This window comes from Ruegeria sp. AD9 (genome assembly GCF_056542305.1).
In genome coordinates this window covers 266,929-284,745 of sequence record NZ_JBQFZP010000003.1, presented here as the reverse complement: position 1 = coordinate 284,745, position 17,817 = coordinate 266,929, and the positions used below count along the sequence as shown (strand labels likewise).

General features: G+C 57.4%; 15 protein-coding genes. 12 read left to right on the top strand and 3 right to left on the bottom strand.

Going from position 1 to position 17,817, the window contains the following annotated elements:
- Positions 1–2 precede the first annotated feature (2 nt).
- Positions 3–1,523 (bottom strand): CHAD domain-containing protein, encoded by a 1,521-nt coding sequence (locus ACR0AM_RS06770; protein WP_480622467.1) that lies wholly within the window; start codon positions 1,521–1,523, stop codon positions 3–5.
- 211 nt (positions 1,524–1,734) lie between these two features.
- Between ACR0AM_RS06770 and ACR0AM_RS06765 the strand changes: the two genes are divergently transcribed.
- Positions 1,735–2,082 (top strand): TfoX/Sxy family protein, encoded by a 348-nt coding sequence (locus ACR0AM_RS06765; RefSeq protein ID WP_480472383.1) that lies wholly within the window; start codon positions 1,735–1,737, stop codon positions 2,080–2,082.
- Positions 2,083–2,141: 59 nt separating this feature from the next.
- Here the strand turns inward: ACR0AM_RS06765 and ndk are convergent, their stop codons facing one another.
- A complete protein-coding gene (ndk, locus tag ACR0AM_RS06760; RefSeq protein WP_008757405.1) occupies positions 2,142–2,564 on the bottom strand; it encodes a nucleoside-diphosphate kinase in 423 nt (140 codons plus the stop codon).
- Between the two features lie 115 nt (positions 2,565–2,679).
- On the bottom strand, positions 2,680–3,882 hold the full coding sequence (locus tag ACR0AM_RS06755) for a multidrug effflux MFS transporter (RefSeq protein WP_480553314.1): 1,203 nt from the start codon (positions 3,880–3,882) through the stop codon (positions 2,680–2,682).
- A 107-nt stretch (positions 3,883–3,989) separates the two neighbouring features.
- Here ACR0AM_RS06755 and ACR0AM_RS06750 point away from each other — a divergent pair, with 107 nt between their 5' ends.
- From ACR0AM_RS06750 to ACR0AM_RS06700, 11 genes are all read left to right on the top strand, one after another.
- Positions 3,990–5,840, top strand: a complete 1,851-nt coding sequence (locus ACR0AM_RS06750; RefSeq protein ID WP_480622466.1) for an ABC-F family ATP-binding cassette domain-containing protein — start codon at positions 3,990–3,992, stop codon at positions 5,838–5,840.
- Complete coding sequence (locus tag ACR0AM_RS06745) at positions 5,837–6,229, top strand: ACT domain-containing protein (protein ID WP_480604290.1); 393 nt, start codon at positions 5,837–5,839, stop codon at positions 6,227–6,229. The genes ACR0AM_RS06750 and ACR0AM_RS06745 overlap by 4 nt, the downstream gene beginning before the upstream one ends.
- Entirely contained in the window at positions 6,226–6,846 is a 621-nt protein-coding gene (locus ACR0AM_RS06740; RefSeq protein WP_480481263.1) for a MarC family protein, read from the top strand. The genes ACR0AM_RS06745 and ACR0AM_RS06740 overlap by 4 nt, the downstream gene beginning before the upstream one ends.
- Before the next feature lie 41 nt (positions 6,847–6,887).
- Positions 6,888–7,469, top strand: a complete 582-nt coding sequence (locus ACR0AM_RS06735; RefSeq protein WP_480622465.1) for a retropepsin-like aspartic protease family protein — start codon at positions 6,888–6,890, stop codon at positions 7,467–7,469.
- 48 nt (positions 7,470–7,517) lie between these two features.
- A complete protein-coding gene (locus tag ACR0AM_RS06730) occupies positions 7,518–8,138 on the top strand; it encodes an ImuA family protein (RefSeq protein WP_480622464.1) in 621 nt (206 codons plus the stop codon).
- A 62-nt stretch (positions 8,139–8,200) separates the two neighbouring features.
- Positions 8,201–9,415, top strand: coding sequence for an MFS transporter (locus ACR0AM_RS06725; protein WP_480472369.1), 1,215 nt, complete (start codon positions 8,201–8,203; stop codon positions 9,413–9,415).
- Positions 9,412–10,008, top strand: a complete 597-nt coding sequence (locus ACR0AM_RS06720; RefSeq protein ID WP_480622463.1) for a YceI family protein — start codon at positions 9,412–9,414, stop codon at positions 10,006–10,008. Before ACR0AM_RS06725 ends, ACR0AM_RS06720 begins: the two co-directional genes overlap by 4 nt.
- An 80-nt stretch (positions 10,009–10,088) precedes the next feature.
- On the top strand, positions 10,089–11,309 hold the full coding sequence (locus ACR0AM_RS06715; protein ID WP_480472365.1) for an MFS transporter: 1,221 nt from the start codon (positions 10,089–10,091) through the stop codon (positions 11,307–11,309).
- 206 nt (positions 11,310–11,515) lie between these two features.
- Positions 11,516–13,234: a methionine--tRNA ligase gene (gene metG / locus ACR0AM_RS06710; protein ID WP_480622462.1), complete on the top strand. Its 1,719-nt coding sequence runs from the start codon at positions 11,516–11,518 to the stop codon at positions 13,232–13,234.
- A gap of 249 nt (positions 13,235–13,483) precedes the next feature.
- Complete coding sequence (locus tag ACR0AM_RS06705; RefSeq protein WP_480622461.1) at positions 13,484–14,641, top strand: efflux RND transporter periplasmic adaptor subunit; 1,158 nt, start codon at positions 13,484–13,486, stop codon at positions 14,639–14,641.
- 3 nt (positions 14,642–14,644) lie between these two features.
- The gene (locus ACR0AM_RS06700; protein ID WP_480622460.1) at positions 14,645–17,782 is read left to right on the top strand and encodes an efflux RND transporter permease subunit; all 3,138 of its coding nucleotides are present in this window, start codon (positions 14,645–14,647) and stop codon (positions 17,780–17,782) included.
- Positions 17,783–17,817 lie beyond the last annotated feature (35 nt).

Sequence of the window (17,817 nt, the reverse complement as noted above, 5' to 3'; positions counted from 1 at the left end):
CCCTACTCCTTTTTGTGGTGAAACAGACTGCGGAACATGTGCCGGATTTCTTGCCCGTCGAACTGAAGGAAGCTTGCGACAACGCGTTTTCTTTCGGTCTTCTGACGTTGATCAAGCACAGCGATTAGGCCGCCCACGGACAAACCGATCTGCGCGTTTACGTGGCCTTGCGTATCGGCGTGCGACGCTACAAAGGTCAGCAACGCGTCTTGCTGCACAGAATAGTCGTTGAACAAACCAAGATTATCCTGAAGTTTTTTCAACTGTTTAAGGATCGTTCTCAATCCGTTCGCATCGAAGAGCGGGGCAAACAATTCCATCAGATATCTTAGTTTTTTGCATTCGATACGAAGCTCATGCACCGTCTTGTCTGGCGTATCATCGCTTATGCCGCGCGCCAGTTTGCACATCTTGCGATAATGCTTCCAGATCAGCGCGCAGGCATAGTCATACGTGCCGCGATGCGCGTTTGGTCCGAGGTCCAAGTGATCAGTACTGGTGAACATTGCGGTCAGGTCGGTCATGGACGTCGTGTAGTCGGCGCTGCGCAACCAGCGAGATAGGCGCAGTTGCTCTTGTGTACGTTCCGTTTGAAACTGATCAAACATCTCGGACAGTCCTGCGTGAAGGCTCGGCGGGATAAGATTGAAATACTTGTCTTTTTTCAGAAGGTAGACATCCAAATCACGCAGAGGTCCCGTGGGGGCCATAAGATCGGAAAAGAGCCGCTTCAGTTCGGCCGTCTGGGCCTCGGACAACACACCCTTGAACAGGCTGATCACTGACCTGATCTTGCGCAACGAAACCCGGTAATCGTGCAAAAACTCGGTGTCGATATCAGCGATCATGCCCTCCTCGTTTTGCCGTGCAACCCTCAGATATATTTGAACGATTTTCGCAGCGACTTCGCTGCAAGGATCTGCTTGACCGAACTTTATTTCAGGCTTGGCCTGATAGGGAACCATGTCTGGAAACAGACTGGGATAGACCGTTTCAACGTCACGAACACCGCCCGAAACGCGATCGAGAGCGGAACGGACCAACTGATAGGCCTTCTTATACCCGCGCAACTGCTGAATTCGTACAATGGTTGCCTGCCCTGATGGCGTCGACATGTACGTTAAAGTTCCCCTGACTTTTGTCTTTTGCAGATCATCAAGCACGGCGAAGGTCTTTGCCTCGATCTCTCCAACACCAATCTGCGTCAGCGCCCGTAGTTCAGGAAAGTCGCTCAGCGCCTTCTGAACCGGCCCTTCTGGCAAGTCCCGTGCAAACCGCAGATGCCCCGAGTGCTGCTGAGACAAAGGGCCGTGGTCCTTCCGCAGCAGGTGCAACACCCCGCCAGTATCGATCAAAGCACGACCCGAGGCGCGCAGTGACTGATCGTGACAATCCAGCAATGCGAAAGCTGCGACGGGGCTATCGGGTGAAACTTTTTGGGAAAACCCGGCAATGGCATTTGCCAGAGCCGTTTCGTCAATCCTCGCTGGGAAAATGAACTGATCGCTTGACGATCTGGTCATGATACGCCTTTCCAGTTCAACTTCAGAAACCCCTTTACAGGTTTCTCAACGATCATATGCGCGCGCCCCTTGTTTGGTTTGGTTGCTCCAACGCCATCCAAGGTTCTCCTTTTCAGTCTCGGCTGAACCCGAAAGGACATCAAGGCATTATGCCTGCGACCGAGTGTAATCACGGGGTGACAGACCTCGGGTGCCGAAGTAAGACACCGCTATGAGCGAACCAGTATCTTCGATCCGAAACCTTGGCCCCGCCTTTGAACAGGCCTGCGCACGTGCTGGTATTCATTCGGCTGAGGCGCTGCGAGAACTGGGGCCGGACGAAGCCTATGCCCGCCTGTTGCGCGCCGGCACCAGGGCGCATTTCATCGGATATTATGTTCTGGTGATGGGATTGCAGGGCCGCCCGTGGAACGATTGCAAGGGCGACGAGAAGAAAGCCCTGCGCGAAAGGTTCGACGCAATCAAAGCTGGTAACGGTGCTGCTCCGGAAAACCAGATGATTGCAGATCTGGACGCCATCGGAGTTCGTGTTGCACCAAAGGACTTAAAGCAGCTCTGAACGAATAAGGCCGCACCCAACCAAGGATGCGGCCCCTGTTTGTCACCAATGGCTGTGGCTTAACCGACCAGTTCAATGCCCGAGAAGAAGTATGCGATTTCAACCGCTGCGGTTTCCGGTGCGTCCGAACCGTGGACCGAGTTTTCACCGACCGATTCCGCGAATTCAGCGCGGATGGTGCCGGGGGCTGCGTCCGCAGGGTTCGTTGCGCCCATGACTTCACGGTTCTTTGCAATGGCGCCTTCGCCTTCCAGAACCTGAACAACAACCGGAGCCGACGACATGAATTCGCACAGTTCGTCATAGAACGGACGTTCGGCATGAACGTCATAGAACTTGCCAGCCTGAGCTTTGGTCATGTGAATGCGCTTTTGCGCCACGATGCGCAGGCCTGCTTCTTCGAACTTGGCGTTGATCTTGCCGGTCAGGTTGCGGCGGGTTGCATCGGGTTTGATGATCGAGAATGTGCGTTCCAGTGCCATATCGGCCTCTCCTTATAATGTGACGCGGGATCCGCGCCGAAATCCATCGCGCGCCGGGTATCACGGTCTTTGATCCATGAAAAGTGTAATGATGCCTTGCCGGTGGCTTTGCAGTTCAGATTGTTTCTGGCAAAGGGTCGACACGGTCCAGTCGACGAACGTAAAGCACCGCCATCAAGCCGGCAAAGCTACAGGCCCACATCATGCCCAGTACCAGATACGGCCCGTTTTCGGGGCTGACGAACGCGCCGGTCATTGAGGTCAGAACAGCTCCCAAAGCCACGATCATTGCCCCCGACAGCCCTGCCGCGCTACCTGCCAGCCCGGGGCGTACCGACATGACACCGGCCGCGGCATTGGCATTGGTCAAACCGTTGCCAAAGCCGACACAGATTGCCGAACCGAAGAAGACCCAGACCGATCCCAGATCAGCGAGAAACAGCATCAATCCGCAGAACGGGCCAGTTGAGGCCACGATCCGCCCCGACAATATCATTGTCGTCAGGCGCGTCCGGGCCGCAATCCGACCGGTGACAAAATTGCCAACCATGAACCCGCCGGTGATGATGCCAATCCCCAGCCCCAGCGTTGCTGGGCTCAGGTCGAACCACGCTGCGGCAACCAGCGGCGCACCGGTGATAAAGCTGTAGAACCCCCCAATCGAAAACGCCGCGCATAGGGCATAACCCCAGAACCTGCGGGCACGGAACAGGTGTGGGTATTCGCGCAGTTGGGCACCAAATGTGGACGAGCGGTTCGTGTTGGTTTCGCCCAGGTCGAACCAAAGCAGCACCAGCAACCCTGCTCCAAGCAACGAGTACAGGACAAACCCCGAACGCCAACCGAAAAGCATATCCAGCGCCCCACCCAACATCGGCCCAAGCATCGGGGCTAAGGCCATGGCCATCGCGACGTAACCGAGTTTGCTTGCCGCCTCATTCGGTGCGTAACGGTCTCTGATCGACGCGCTGGACAGGACCGAGCCGGCGACAACAGCAGCCTGAAGCAGGCGGAAGCCAAGAAAAACCCAGATCGATCCGGCCAGTGTGCATCCGATCGACGCAAGGACAAATATTGATATACAAATCAAAAGGATAGGTCTGCGCCCAAAGCGATCCGATAACGGGCCCATGATCAGTTGCAACACTGCCGAAACCGCCAGATACCCCGCGACCGACAGGTTCATCAGGCCGTAATCCACCGTGAAGTCTTCACTCATATGCGCCAGCGACGGCAGGAACATGTTGAGCGTCAGCACAGACAGCGCCGTAGCAAAGATCAATGTGATCAGGGATGGAGGCGTCCGGGCCGCGCGCATGTGAAAAACCGCTTCAAAAAGCAAACGAGACAGCGCTAACACATTGCTTGATGCTTGAAAATGCCAAGCCGCTGGCGGCGGCATCACACCTCTGCTAAGAGCGCCTCATGTTACGGATCGAAGACATCACCTATGCCGTTGAAGGCCGCCCATTGTTTGATGGCGCCAGCGCAACCGTACCAGACGGTCACAAGGTTGGCCTTGTGGGCCGGAATGGCACGGGAAAGACCACGCTTTTTCGCCTGATCCGCGGGGAACTGGCGCTGGAATCGGGGAATATTGCGGTCCCCAAGCGCGCCCGCATTGGCGGGGTCGCGCAGGAGGTCCCATCATCCAACGTTTCGCTGATCGACACTGTTCTAGCCGCTGATACCGAACGCAGCGCCCTGATGACCGAGGCTGGCGACGCAACGGATCCCACGCGAATTGCCGAAATCCAGACCCGGCTGGCCGATATCGACGCCTGGTCGGCCGAGGCCCGCGCGGCCTCAATCCTCAAGGGGTTGGGGTTTGACGACGCAGACCAATTGCGCCCCTGTTCGGATTTTTCGGGTGGCTGGCGGATGCGCGTGGCCTTGGCGGCGGTTCTGTTCTCACAACCGGATTTGTTGCTGTTGGACGAACCGACCAACTATCTGGACCTTGAAGGCGCGTTGTGGCTCGAAAGCTATCTGGCCAGGTATCCACATACGGTCATAATCATCAGCCATGACCGGGGCCTGCTGAACCGTGCCGTAGGGTCGATCCTGCACCTGGAGGATCGCAAACTCACCTATTACGCCGTGCCATATGACAAATTCGCTGAACGGAGGGCGGAACGTCTGGCACAGGCAGAATCCGAAAACGCCAAAGCCAAGGCGCGCATCGCTCATTTGCAGAGCTTCGTGGATCGGTTTCGATATAAGGCATCCAAGGCCGTTCAGGCCCAATCGCGCCTGAAAATGATCGAACGCATCCAGTTGGTCTCAACCCCGCAAGAGGCCGCGCTGCGTGCGTTTTCCTTCCCCGAACCCGAGGAACTGTCGCCACCGATCATCCAGATTGAAGGCGGTGTGACCGGTTATGGCGAAACCGAAGTACTGCGCCGCCTGAACCTGCGCGTCGATCAGGATGACCGCATCGCGCTGCTGGGCAAGAACGGTCAGGGCAAATCAACCCTGTCCAAACTGCTGTCAGACCGCCTGCCCCTGATGGCTGGCAAGATGACCCGCAGCAACAAGCTGCGCATCGGGTATTTCGCTCAGCATCAGGTGGACGAGCTTTATGTGAACGAAACGCCACTGGACCACCTGCGCCGCCTGCGCCCAGACGAGGCGCCGGGCAAGTGGCGCTCGCGTCTGGCGGGGTTCGGCCTGAACGCGGCTCAGGCGGAAACCGAGGTTGGCCGCCTGTCGGGTGGGCAGAAGTCGCGCCTGTCGCTGCTGCTGGCAACCATCGACGCACCACATATGCTGATCCTCGACGAGCCGACGAACCATCTGGATATCGAAAGCCGTGAGGCGCTGGTCGAAGCGCTGACCGCCTATTCGGGTGCTGTCGTGCTGGTCAGCCACGACATGCACCTGCTGTCGCTTGTTGCCGATCGGTTGTGGCTGGTCTCGGACGGTACGGTCAAATCTTATGACAGTGACCTTGAATCCTATCGTGCCCTATTGCTGGCGCGTGACAAACCGGTCAAAGAAAAGCCACAAACAGAGAAGCCCAAACGCGCCTCGCGCGATACCATGCTGGCATTGCGGGCGGACCTGCGCAAATGCGAGGACCGGGTCGAGAAACTGACAGAGATGCACGACAAGCTCGCGGCAAAACTGGCCGACCCGACGCTTTACGAAGACGACAAGATCAACGATTTGGAAATCTGGAACCGCAAATTCGCCGAGGTGGTCGAGGCCATGCAAAAAGCAGAAGCGCTTTGGATCGCTGCTGCTGAGCGACTGGAACAGGCAGAAACGGTATGAGCGATCCTGTTGTTGAAACCAAAGCAATGATCGCGGGAATGCATCCCGAAATTCAACCCGGAGAATTCGCATTTGTGGTCTGGCCCGAAGATATGGACTGGCCCGACGGAACACGCGCCAGTTACGTCGAGGCCGAAGGGCTGTCTTTAGTCGTTCCGATCAATTGCGCACCAACAGAGGCGGTTGCTATGCGCTGTATCACACTTCAGGTGCACTCCTCGCTGGAAGGCGTGGGTCTGACCGCTGCGGTCTCGGGGGCGTTGGCACAGGCCGGAATTCCGGCAAACATGGTTGCGGGCTATCACCACGATCATGTTTATGTTCCGTCCGGACTGGCCGAAGACGCCCTTAGAATTTTGAAACATCTGCAACAGAGTAGCAAAGAGTGATTGACACCGCATTTCTGATCACCGCGTTCACAACGCTTTTCGTGGTTCTTGATCCACCGGCGCAAACGCCGATTTTTGTGGCCCTGACCCAGAACATGGATTGGCACACGCGCCGCTCTGTCGCGATACGCGCATGCCTGACGGCAGGCGGCATTCTGGCCATGTTCGCGGCCTTTGGCGAAGCGTTGCTGGGTTTTGTCGGCATCTCGATGGAGGCGTTTCGCGTTGCGGGAGGTGTTCTTCTGTTTCTGACCGCGCTCGACATGCTGTTTGAACGCCGGACCAAACGTCGTGAAAACAGTGCCGAAGAAGAAGAACATCCGGACCCGTCGGTGTTTCCGCTGGGCATCCCACTGATTGCAGGACCCGGTGCGATTGCCACCATGATCCTGCTGGCCGGTCAACATCCCGGCATTCAGGGTCTGGCGGTTGTCATCGGCGTTATGCTGGTCGTTCTGGCAATGGTTTTTGTGATGTATCTTACATCCGGGGCCGTGGCACGGCTTTTGGGGAAAACCGGGCTGAACGTGTTGACCCGGCTTCTTGGGATGCTGCTGGCTGCATTATCTGTTCAGTTTATTCTTGATGGCCTCAAGGCCTTTGGATTCGCATCTTAAGCCCCCATATTAACAAGGTTAAGGGGATTTCCGGGAACCGCATGGACAGTTTCGATATTGGACGCCTGATCTATCTGGCCCTGCTGGGGGCGGCGCTGCTGATGTGGTTTGTCACGCATAATCGGCAGTCGCTTAGCAAGACATTCCAGCAGGTTATGGCATGGGTGTTCATATTCGTCGGGGTCATCGCACTGGTCGGCCTGTGGGAGGATATTCGCTCCTCGGTCGGTCCCGCGCCGCAGATGAGTGTCACCGGTAACTCGGTTGAGGTTCCCCGCGCTTATGATGGCCATTATTACCTTCCGGTTCTGGTGAATGGTGAGCTGATCACCTTTCTTGTCGACACCGGTGCCAGCCAGATCGTGTTGAACGCGCGGGATGCCAAACGGGCAGGCATTGATCCCGATCAGCTGAGTTATTTCGGGCGCGCCTTGACTGCAAACGGTGAGGTGCGTACCGCGCCGGTGCGGCTTGAGACCCTGACGATAGGACCCATTACGGATCAGAACGTTTCGGCCTGGGTCAACGAGGGTGAGCTGGATAAATCGCTTTTGGGGATGGAATATCTGCACCGTTTTTCAAGCATTCAGTTTGCGGATGGCAAGCTGATCTTGTCCCGTTAATGCTCCTCACCTCTTGAGAACAAAAGTGGAACATGATAGCTTGCAGGCATGTCTGCTCAGCTTCTTGGCCACAAACCTGCGCGTCAGGTACCGGGGGTAAATCTCCATTCGCAGATCACCCTGCAACCGGGCCGCGTGCACGAGGCTTGCGGCCCCGCCCGGCGCAGCTTTGCCATCTGGCTGGCCGGTCAGACACAGGGTCCCGTGCTGTGGATTTCCCCCGCGTGGGAGCCCGCTCAACTGAACCCCGACGGAATTATGGCCTTTGCTGATCCGGCGCGTTTTCTGTTCGTCCACCCCACCCGCGCCGAAGATCTGCTATGGTGTATTGAAGAGGCGCTGCGCAGCGGGGCCATCCCGCTGATCATAGGCGACCTGCCCGGCGCGCCGGGGCTGACGCCGGTGCGGCGGATGCATCTGGCCGCAGAACAAGGCGGCACGATGGGCCATGCCCCGCTTGGCCTGCTGCTGACGCCCGGTGATGGCGGCGCACAAGGGGTTGAGACACGCTGGCACATGGCCGCCGCCCATCAGGGGGATGCCAGGCACTGGACCCTGACCCGCCGCCGCGCCCGCGCCCTGCCCCCGGTCAGCTGGCAAGCCACTCAGACCGCTGCCCGCACCGGTCTGCACCTGAAACGCATTGAAACAGAGGACATTCTGACGTGAAGCCGCAAGGATCACGCAAGATGTGACTGGCCAAACTCCGGATCGCACCCTAGCGTCGCCGCATGAGCCATCCGATCCATGACAGCCGCTATTCCTGGATACGCCTTCTGATCACGCTCGCCATCGCAACTGTGGCGAATGTGGGAATGTGGGCTGTAATCGTGGTCATGCCCGCCGTCGAAGCAGAATTCAGCGCCGGTCGCGCCGAAGCCTCGATGCCATATACACTTACGATGATTGGATTTGCGCTGGGCAATATGTGGCTGGGGCAACTGGTGGACCGGCTGGGTGTGACACGCGCCCTGATCGGCGCTGCTGTTTTAAGCGCCTTCAGTTATCTATTGGCAACGCTGGCCCCGAATATAACGCTACTATCCGCGGCGCATCTGCTGGTCGGGCTGGGAACATCGATCGGATTTGGGCCCTTGATCGCCGATATCTCGCACTGGTTCATGAAACGGCGTGGAATCGCCGTCGCACTGGTGGCCAGCGGGAATTACCTGTCTGGGGCAATCTGGCCTACTCTGCTGTCCGGTATTCTGGCACGCGACGGCTGGCAACAGGTCTATCTGACATTGGCGGCTCTGACGTTGCTGGTTGTCATCCCCCTGTCCTTGTTGTTGCGCCGCAAGGTCCCAATCGAAGCGCACAACACAGCCGCGGCCACAGCCCGGATCAACGCACGCAGTGTCGGTGTTTCACCACGCGTGTTACAGTACATTCTTGGTCTGGCCGGCATTGGATGTTGCGTAGCGATGTCCATGCCACAGGTCCATATCGTGTCGTATTGCGTCGGGCTGGGATACGGCCCCGCAGTGGGGGCTGAGATGCTATCGCTGATGCTACTGGGCGGCGTCGCCAGCCGTATCGTCTCGGGCCTGTTGGCCGACCGTCTCGGTGGCGTCATGACACTTCTGATCGGCTCTGTATTGCAGTGCATCGCGCTGTTCCTGTTCCTGCCGTATGACGGGATGGTCTCACTTTATGTGATCAGCTTGCTATTCGGTCTGGCGCAGGGTGGCATCGTGCCCAGCTACGCTTTGGTTGTCCGCGAATACATGCCGCCGCAAGAAGCCGGTGCGCGAGTCGGATTCGTCATGATGATGACAATTCTTGGCATGGCGCTTGGTGGCTGGATGTCAGGCTGGATTTACGATGTCACCGGAAGTTACCAACTGGCTTTCGTCAACGGCATTCTTTGGAACGGTTTGAACATTGCCATCGTTCTGATGTTGATCAAAAGATCCCGCCCCAGACGGGACACGGTCATGGCATGACACACCTGACCCGCCGCTTCGTACTTACGGGGATGGCGGCTCTGCCTTTGGCGAATACGGTGCAGGCCGCCTTGAAGCCATACAATTTGTCACCGAACGGCACCCGGGTCGGTTTTACCTTTGACCTCTCCGGCATTCCCCAGACCGGATCAATGCCGATCCGGGACGCGAACGTGGAAATTGACACGCAACGCCTGCAAAACAACCGGGTCACAGTGGTGCTGGACGTTACCAAGGCCAGAACCCGCTTGCCCTTTGCCCGCATGCCGATGCTCGGCCCCAGTGTATTGGACGCCGAAACCTATCCGACAATTCAGTTCGTATCGACTGACATTCAATTGGGGGCGGATGGGCGCATATCGGATGGTGCCCGCATCACAGGTGAACTGACAGTTCGCGGTATCACGCGCCCGGTCACCTTGGAGGCCAACCTATATCGCCAGCCCGGAACAGCCGCGAACGACTTGAACCGCCTGTCCATAAGTTTGACCGGGACTTTGAACCGGCACGATTTCGGTGCCTCGGGTTATCCCGATCTGGTAGGACAACATGTTGGGCTGGACATTCGTGCCGAGATCATTCGAGCAACCTGACTGACAAAAAGCAAAAAACGACTGGATAAAGTCGAATAGTTGCGCGCATTGTCCGGTGACGCCGCCTATCTGAGAAAACCATGCGCACGATCATTTCATTTGCCGCCCTGTTTCTGTCGGTCATTCTGCTTCAGCTTTCAACAGGCGGCGTCGGGCCACTGGATGCCATTTCCGGGATTACGTTAAGCTTTTCGACCGAACAGATCGGTATGCTGGGTTCGGCGCATTTTCTTGGCTTTTTCATAGGTTGCTGGTGGGCGCCGCGACTGATGGGCAGCGTCGGGCATTCCCGCGCATTTGCCGTATGCACAGCGCTGGGCGCGATGGGTTTGATCGGCCACACCCTGACAGACAATCCTTATGTATGGGCGGCGCTGCGCATCGCCTCGGGCACATGTGTGGCAGGCTGTTATACCGTCATCGAAGCCTGGCTGAATGCAAAAGTAACCAATGAGACACGTGGACGAGCCATGGGCACCTATCGCATCGTTGATATGGGTGCCTCGCTGAGTGCTCAGTTGATCATCGCCGTCCTGCCACCCGCCTCGTATGTATCCTACAACCTCTTGGCGATCCTTTGCTGCGCCTCGTTGCTGCCGCTGACGCTGACACGCGCAAGTCAACCGAAGACGCCTGACGCCCCCCGCCTGCGCCCGAAACTGGCGTGGCACAGTTCGCCGTTGGCCGTAGCGGGCGTCATTGTTTCGGCACTCAGCTCAGCATCTTTCCGAATGGTCGGGCCCGTCTACGGTCAGGAAGTCGGGCTGGGAGTGGACCAAATCGCCTTCTTCCTAGCTTCTTTCGTTCTGGGCGGGGCACTGGCACAGTATCCGATGGGGTGGCTCGCTGACAAGTATGACCGGCGCTGGGTCTTGATCTGGCTTTCGGTCGCGGCGGTACTAAGCTGCGGGGTCACAATGGCGGCAAGCGACACGGGAACTGTCGGTGTCATGCTGGCAGCAGGGCTTTTTGGGTTTACGACATTCCCGATCTTTTCGGTGTCATCCGCACATGCCAACGATTTTGCAACAACCGAGCAGAGGGTCGAGCTGTCTGCCGCCCTGATGTTCTGGTACGCGCTGGGGGCAATTGCGTCACCCTATATCACATCAACACTGATCCAGGATTTTGGACCCAGCGCGCTGTTTGCATTTGTCGCGGTCGGCCACGTATTCCTGATCGGCTTCGGCCTGGCCCGAATGCGGTCGCGTCCAACACCCGCGGAAAGAACCAATTACGTCTACGCACCGCGTACATCCTTTACGGTCGGAAGGTTGCTGAAACGCGCCCGCGAGGAATGAAAAGCAGACCCGCGGCCCTGCATTGCGCAGAGTCTGCGAATTGGCTGACTACAATCAGATCGCTTTAAAACGGCAATCGGCGACTTGGTCGTCCCATCAGGGGCGCGTCACAAATCAGAGTTATTCCAGTCATCTACGAAACCGGGCTTTTGCTGAGCGGTGACATAGGTTAGACGAACGCGCAGTTAGATATGCGGAAACGGAATATGGCTCGGATTCTCATCACCTCGGCAATCCCATACATCAATGGGATCAAGCACCTCGGCAACCTGATCGGCTCGCAACTGCCTGCCGACTTGTATGCACGCTATCAGCGTGGCCGGGGGAACGAGGTCATGTTCCTGTGTGCCACCGACGAACACGGCACCCCGGCCGAACTGGCCGCTGCTAAAGCTGGAAAGCCTGTGGCCGAGTATTGCGCGGACATGTACGAAATTCAGGCCGACATCGCCAAGCGTTTTGGGATGAGCTTTGATCACTTTGGCCGTTCATCCAGCGAGCAGAACAAAAAGCTGACCCAACATTTCGCCGGGAAACTGGATGAGGCCGGGTTGATCCGTGAAGTCACGGAAAAGCAAATCTATTCCAACGCGGATGGTCGTTTTCTTCCCGACCGCTATATCGAGGGCACCTGCCCCAATTGCGGGTATGAGAACGCACGTGGCGACCAGTGTGAAAACTGCACCAAGCAGTTGGATCCAACCGACCTGATTGAACCGCGCTCGGCCATTTCGGGCTCGACCGATCTGGAAGTGCGTGAGACCAAGCACCTCTATCTGCGCCAATCGGCAATGAAGGATCAGTTGGATGCCTGGATTGACAGCAAAACCGACTGGCCGATCCTGACCACATCCATTGCCAAGAAGTGGCTGCATGATGGCGACGGGTTGCAAGACCGGGGGATCACCCGCGATCTGGACTGGGGTGTTCCGGTCAAGAAAGGCGATCAGGACTGGCCCGGTATGGAAGGCAAGGTCTTCTATGTCTGGTTCGACGCGCCGATTGAATACATCGCCTGTGCCAAGGAATGGGCGGATTCCACTGGGAAACCCGATTCCGAGTGGGAACGCTGGTGGCGCACCGACAAGGGCGCGAACGATGTGCGCTATGTCCAGTTCATGGGCAAGGACAACGTGCCGTTTCACACGCTTTCTTTCCCCGCCACCATTCTCGGGTCGGGCGAGCCGTGGAAAATGGTCGACCACCTGAAATCCTTCAACTATCTAAACTACGACGGCGGCCAGTTCTCGACCTCGCAGGGTCGTGGCGTTTTCATGGATCAGGCGCTCGAGATTCTTCCAGCTGACTACTGGCGGTGGTGGCTGCTGAGCCATGCACCGGAAAGCAGCGACAGCGAGTTCACGTGGGAGAACTTCCAACAATCCGTGAACAAGGATCTGGCCGATGTTCTGGGCAACTTCGTCAGCCGCATCACTAAGTTCTGCCGCTCGAAATTCGGTGAGGTGGTGCCCGAAGGCGGTGAGTTTGGCGAGCGTGAGAACGCTCTGATCGATGAACTTACCAAACGTGTCCGCGCCTATGAGGCGCATATGGAAGCAATGGACGTCCGCAAATCGGCTCAGGAGCTGCGGGCCATCTGGGTGGCTGGCAATGAATTCCTGCAAGCTGCGGCGCCGTGGTCAACCTTCAAGGAAGACCCCGAACAAGCCGCTGCACAGGTGCGTCTGGGTCTGAACCTGATCCGGTTCTATGCCGTGCTCAGCGCGCCGTTCATCCCTGATGCTGCGGCCAAGATGCTAAGCGCCATGAACACGCTTGATACCAGCTGGCCGGAAGACGTAGCCGCAGCGTTGAACGCGCTACCCGCGGGTCACGACTTTACCGTGCCAGACGTTCTGTTCGCCAAGATCACAGACGAACAGCGCGAAGAATGGCAGGCAAAATTCGCCGGTAAACGCGGCTGACCACCCAGATATTCGGAAGCTCAAACGGGGGCCGTTGGCCCCTGTTTTCGTTCGGCACCTCGGAACGGGCCGACACCTAAACCAGCTTAGTTGCACAAATTTTTGGCGTCATCGCGAACCACCTCGGGATTCATCGCGCTTGAGAAATCGTGGTAAACAAGCCATCCTGCAAACAAGTTTTGTCGACTCGCGCGATTGTGACCGCCGGGATGGGCACCAATTGTTTCTGAAATGCACGAGGCTTTCGCCATGTCCCAAGTTTTCCCTTTTCCAACTCAGGCCAGCAATCCAATTGCCACCGCATTATTGCTGATATCCCTGGGACTGGCCCAACCTGCAACTGCACAGGACGAAGGAGCGGCACCGAAAGTTACGATTGCGGCCGCCTACACCGAAGAAATCACCGACGAGGCTTCCTTCATAGGGCGCGCTCAGGCGATCAATAAGGTCGACATCGTCGCCCGCGTGAACGGTTTTCTCAACAGCCGAAATGTCGAGGATGGGGCAACGGTCAAAGAAGGCGACCTGTTGTTCACCATCGAACCGGACCTTTACGAAGCAACATTGGAGGCCCGAAAAGCTGATCTGAACCGGGCCGAGGCAAATCTTGAGTTGGCCAAGGTTGACCTGGCGCGTAAGGAAGAGCTTTACAAGCGCGACGCGACACCTGAATCCGAACGTGACATCGCGCGGGCAAACGAACTGGTCGCCGAGGCTCAGGTCAAGGCCGCAAATGCAGCGATCCAGCAGGCCGAACTGGACCTCAGCTATACACAGATCCACGCGCCTTTTGATGGGCGTATCGGCAGCATCACCACCAGTGTCGGCGATGTGGTAGGCCCGACCAACCCCCCGCTGGTGAACATTGTCAGCGAGACGCCGATCTATGTGAATTTCTCGCTCAACGAAAAAATCTTCACTTCGGTTCTTCAGACCGTTGGTGCAAATTCCGCTTCTCTTGCTGACAGCCCGCAAAGCCCCAATGTGCATATCACGCTGCCAAATGGAACCAAGTTGGATGAAACGGGTAGGATCGTATTCGTTGACAATCGTATCGACCCGTTGACCGGTGCGATCACAATGCGCGCCCAGTTCGAAAATGCCGACCGTTTGATCCTGGATGGTGCATTCGTGAATGTGCAGATTGAAGCGCTGCAACCAACCCTGCAAGTTCTGGTGCCGCAAGCTGCACTGCAACGCGACCAGCGTGGTGACTTTGTTCTTGTAGTAAACGACAAACAGATGGTGGAGCAGCGATACATCACCACAGGCAACACGGAAGGTACTGCCATCATCGTTACGGAAGGCTTGCGTGAGGGCGAAAGCGTGATTGTCGAGGGCCTGCAACGGGTCCGCCCCGGCGTGGCTGTTGACGCGGTCGTCGCTTCTGAACAGCCGGGAGAATAATCGATGTTCTCAGCCCTGTTCATCAGCCGGCCAAAGCTGGCGTTTGTCATCTCGCTGGTACTGACCATCATGGGTGGCATCGGCTATCTGGTGCTGCCGGTCGCGCAGTTCCCTGACATTACCCCGCCCGTCGTCAACGTATCCACCAAATATACCGGCGCAAATGCGGAAACAGTGGAAAACACTGTTGCGGCACCGATCGAGGCGCAGGTCAACGGCGTGGACGATATGATCTACATGACATCCAGATCGTCTGACAACGGTTCCTATTCGCTGGATGTGACCTTTGAGGTCGGCACCGACCCCGATATCGCCTCGGTCAACGTGCAGAACCGGGTGGCACAGGCAATGTCGTCGTTGCCCGCCGAAGTGACATCTTCGGGCGTTGTCACACAAAAATCGTCGACCAACATGCTGATGCTGGTCACGCTGACCTCGCCCAACGGCACCTATGACAGCGTGTTTCTTTCCAACTATGCCTCGATCAACCTGCGCGATGCGCTGGCGCGTGTGCAGGGCGTGGGCAAGGCTGATGTTCTGACCAACCTGGAATACGCCATGCGGGTCTGGATGGACCCGGACAAGATGGCAGCCCTGTCCATCACACCAGGCGATGTGATCAACGCGATCCGCGAACAGAATATCGAAGTGTCCGCAGGCTCAATTGGTGCACCGCCTGTTCCCGAAGGCCAGACCTTTCAATACACGATCAAATCCAAAGGGCGACTGACGTCAGCCGAAGAATTTGGCAACATCGTGATCCGTACTGGAGATGCCGGCGCAATTGTCCGCGTAAGGGACATCGCCCGGGTTGAGCTTGGTGCACAGTTTTACTCGGCATCCGGTTATTTTCAGTCCGTGCCCGCCACCGTGATCGGCATTTATCAGGCCCCCGGCGCAAACGCCCTGGCCGTTTCAGAGCGCGTGCAGGCGGAACTGGAGCGGCTGTCCCGCGCATTCCCCACGGATGTCGAATATGATGTCCCCTTTAACACGACAGACTTTGTCGAAGCTTCTTTGAATGACGTTGTTTCCACGCTGATCCTGACCTTTACCCTCGTGATCTCGGTCGTTTTTGTGTTCCTGGGAAGTTGGCGCGCGACGATCATTCCGGCGGTTGCCATCCCGGTCTCACTGATCGGCACGTTTGCTTTCTTGCTGGCCTTCGGCATGTCGTTGAACACGATCTCGCTGTTTGCGCTGGTTTTGGCCATCGGCATCGTGGTCGATGACGCCATTGTCGTGGTCGAAAACGTCGAGCGCATCATCGCTGATGAGGGGCTGCCCCCAGCCGAAGCCACCCGTAAGGCTATGGGGCAGATCACCGGCCCCGTCATCGCGACCACACTGGTTCTGTTGGCGGTGTTCGTACCGGTGACCTTCATGCCGGGTATCTCAGGGCGGCTGTATTCTCAGTTCGCTGTTACGATCTCGACCGCTGTTGTAATCTCATCCATCAACGCGCTGACACTGTCGCCCGCTCTGTGTGGGCTGGTCCTTAAGGCCCGCTCGGGGCCACCCAAGGGGCTGCTTGCGCTGTTCGAAAATCTCATTGGTGGCCTTCGCAATGGCTATGTCGCCATTGTTCGCAAACTGCTTGTCTTTCCGGCTATCGCGCTGGCCATCGTGGTTGGGCTCGGCATGGGAACAGGGGCAATCATGTCGAACACGTCAGCTGGGTTTATCCCGCTGGAAGACAATGGTTATCTCTTTGTTGACGTGCAACTGCCTGACGCCGCGACGCTGGAACGGACCGAGGCCGTGACAAAGCGCCTTGATGACCAGATACGCGAGATTCCGGGTGTGTCCAGCACCGTTCTGATCAATGGCTTCTCATTGCTGAACGGCACAATCACCAACGGCGCTGCGATCTTCGTGAACCTCGACAACTGGAGCGAACGGCAGGAGGAAGACCTGAGCGCCGAAGCCATTTTGGCTAAGGTGCTGGCCATCGCGAATAATGAGACCGCAGCCTCGACCGTTGCCTTCAACCCGCCACCAATTCAGGGTCTCGGCATGTCGGCCGGGGTCGAGATGGAGGTGCAGCAAACCGGCGGCGGTTCACCGCAGGATCTGGCATCGGCTGTGGGATCGTTTGTTTATTCGGCCAACCAGCGACCCGAGATCGGACAGGCCTATACCACATTCCGTGCCAATGTTCCGCAGCTGTTCGTGGATCTGGACCGTGAGAAAGCCAAGACGCTGGACGTCTCGGTGGCTGAGATTTTCCAGACCATGCAGGCCCAACTGGGGTCATATTATGTCAACGACTTCAACCTGTTTGGTCGCGTCTATCGCGTAATGATCCAGGCGGAAGGCAGCTATCGCGATAATGTCGATGACATTGCCAGCCTCTATGTGCGTTCACAGAAGGGCGACATGGTGCCACTGGGTACCCTGATCGACGTGGAAAACGTATTGGGGCCGGTTCTGCTGAAGCGGCATAACCTGTTCCGATCGGCAACGGTAACAGCGGTACCGGCACCGGGCCTGTCCAGCGGCGATGCGATCACCGCGATGACAGAGGTTTCTGCTTCGGCCCTGCCGCCGGGATACTCGTTCGAATGGACGGGAACGGCACAACAACAGTTGGCGTCCGGCAGCCTGGTGATCATCATTCTGGGGCTGGCCATCCTATTCGGTTACCTGTTTCTGGTGGGACAGTATGAAAGCTGGACTATGCCGGTCTCGATCCTGCTGTCTGTGGTCGTGGCCTTGTTCGGGGCGGTGGCTGCGGTTGCCATCGTTGGCAGTGACATAAACCTCTATACGCAGATCGGTATGATCATGCTGGTGGGTCTGGCTTCGAAGAACGGCATTCTGATCGTTGAGTTCGCAATGGAACAGCGCGCCAAGGGTCTATCGATCAAGGAAGCAGCCGTCGAGGCCGCTCATCAGCGGTTCCGCGCTGTCATGATGACCGCCCTGTCTTTCCTGCTGGGGGTCGTACCGCTGCTGGCCGCCAATGGTGCGGGCGCGGCCAGCCAGAAAGCCATCGGTGTCGCCGTGTTCGGTGGCATGTTGGCCGCGACGCTGGTTGGCGTAATCGTGGTGCCTGTCCTCTACGCCCTGATGCAAAGCATGCGCGAGTGGCTGAAAGGCAGCAAAAACGATCCCGGCCCGTCAAATGAAGCGGCCTGATCCAATCAAAGCCCCGCCCATCAGCGGGGCTTTTT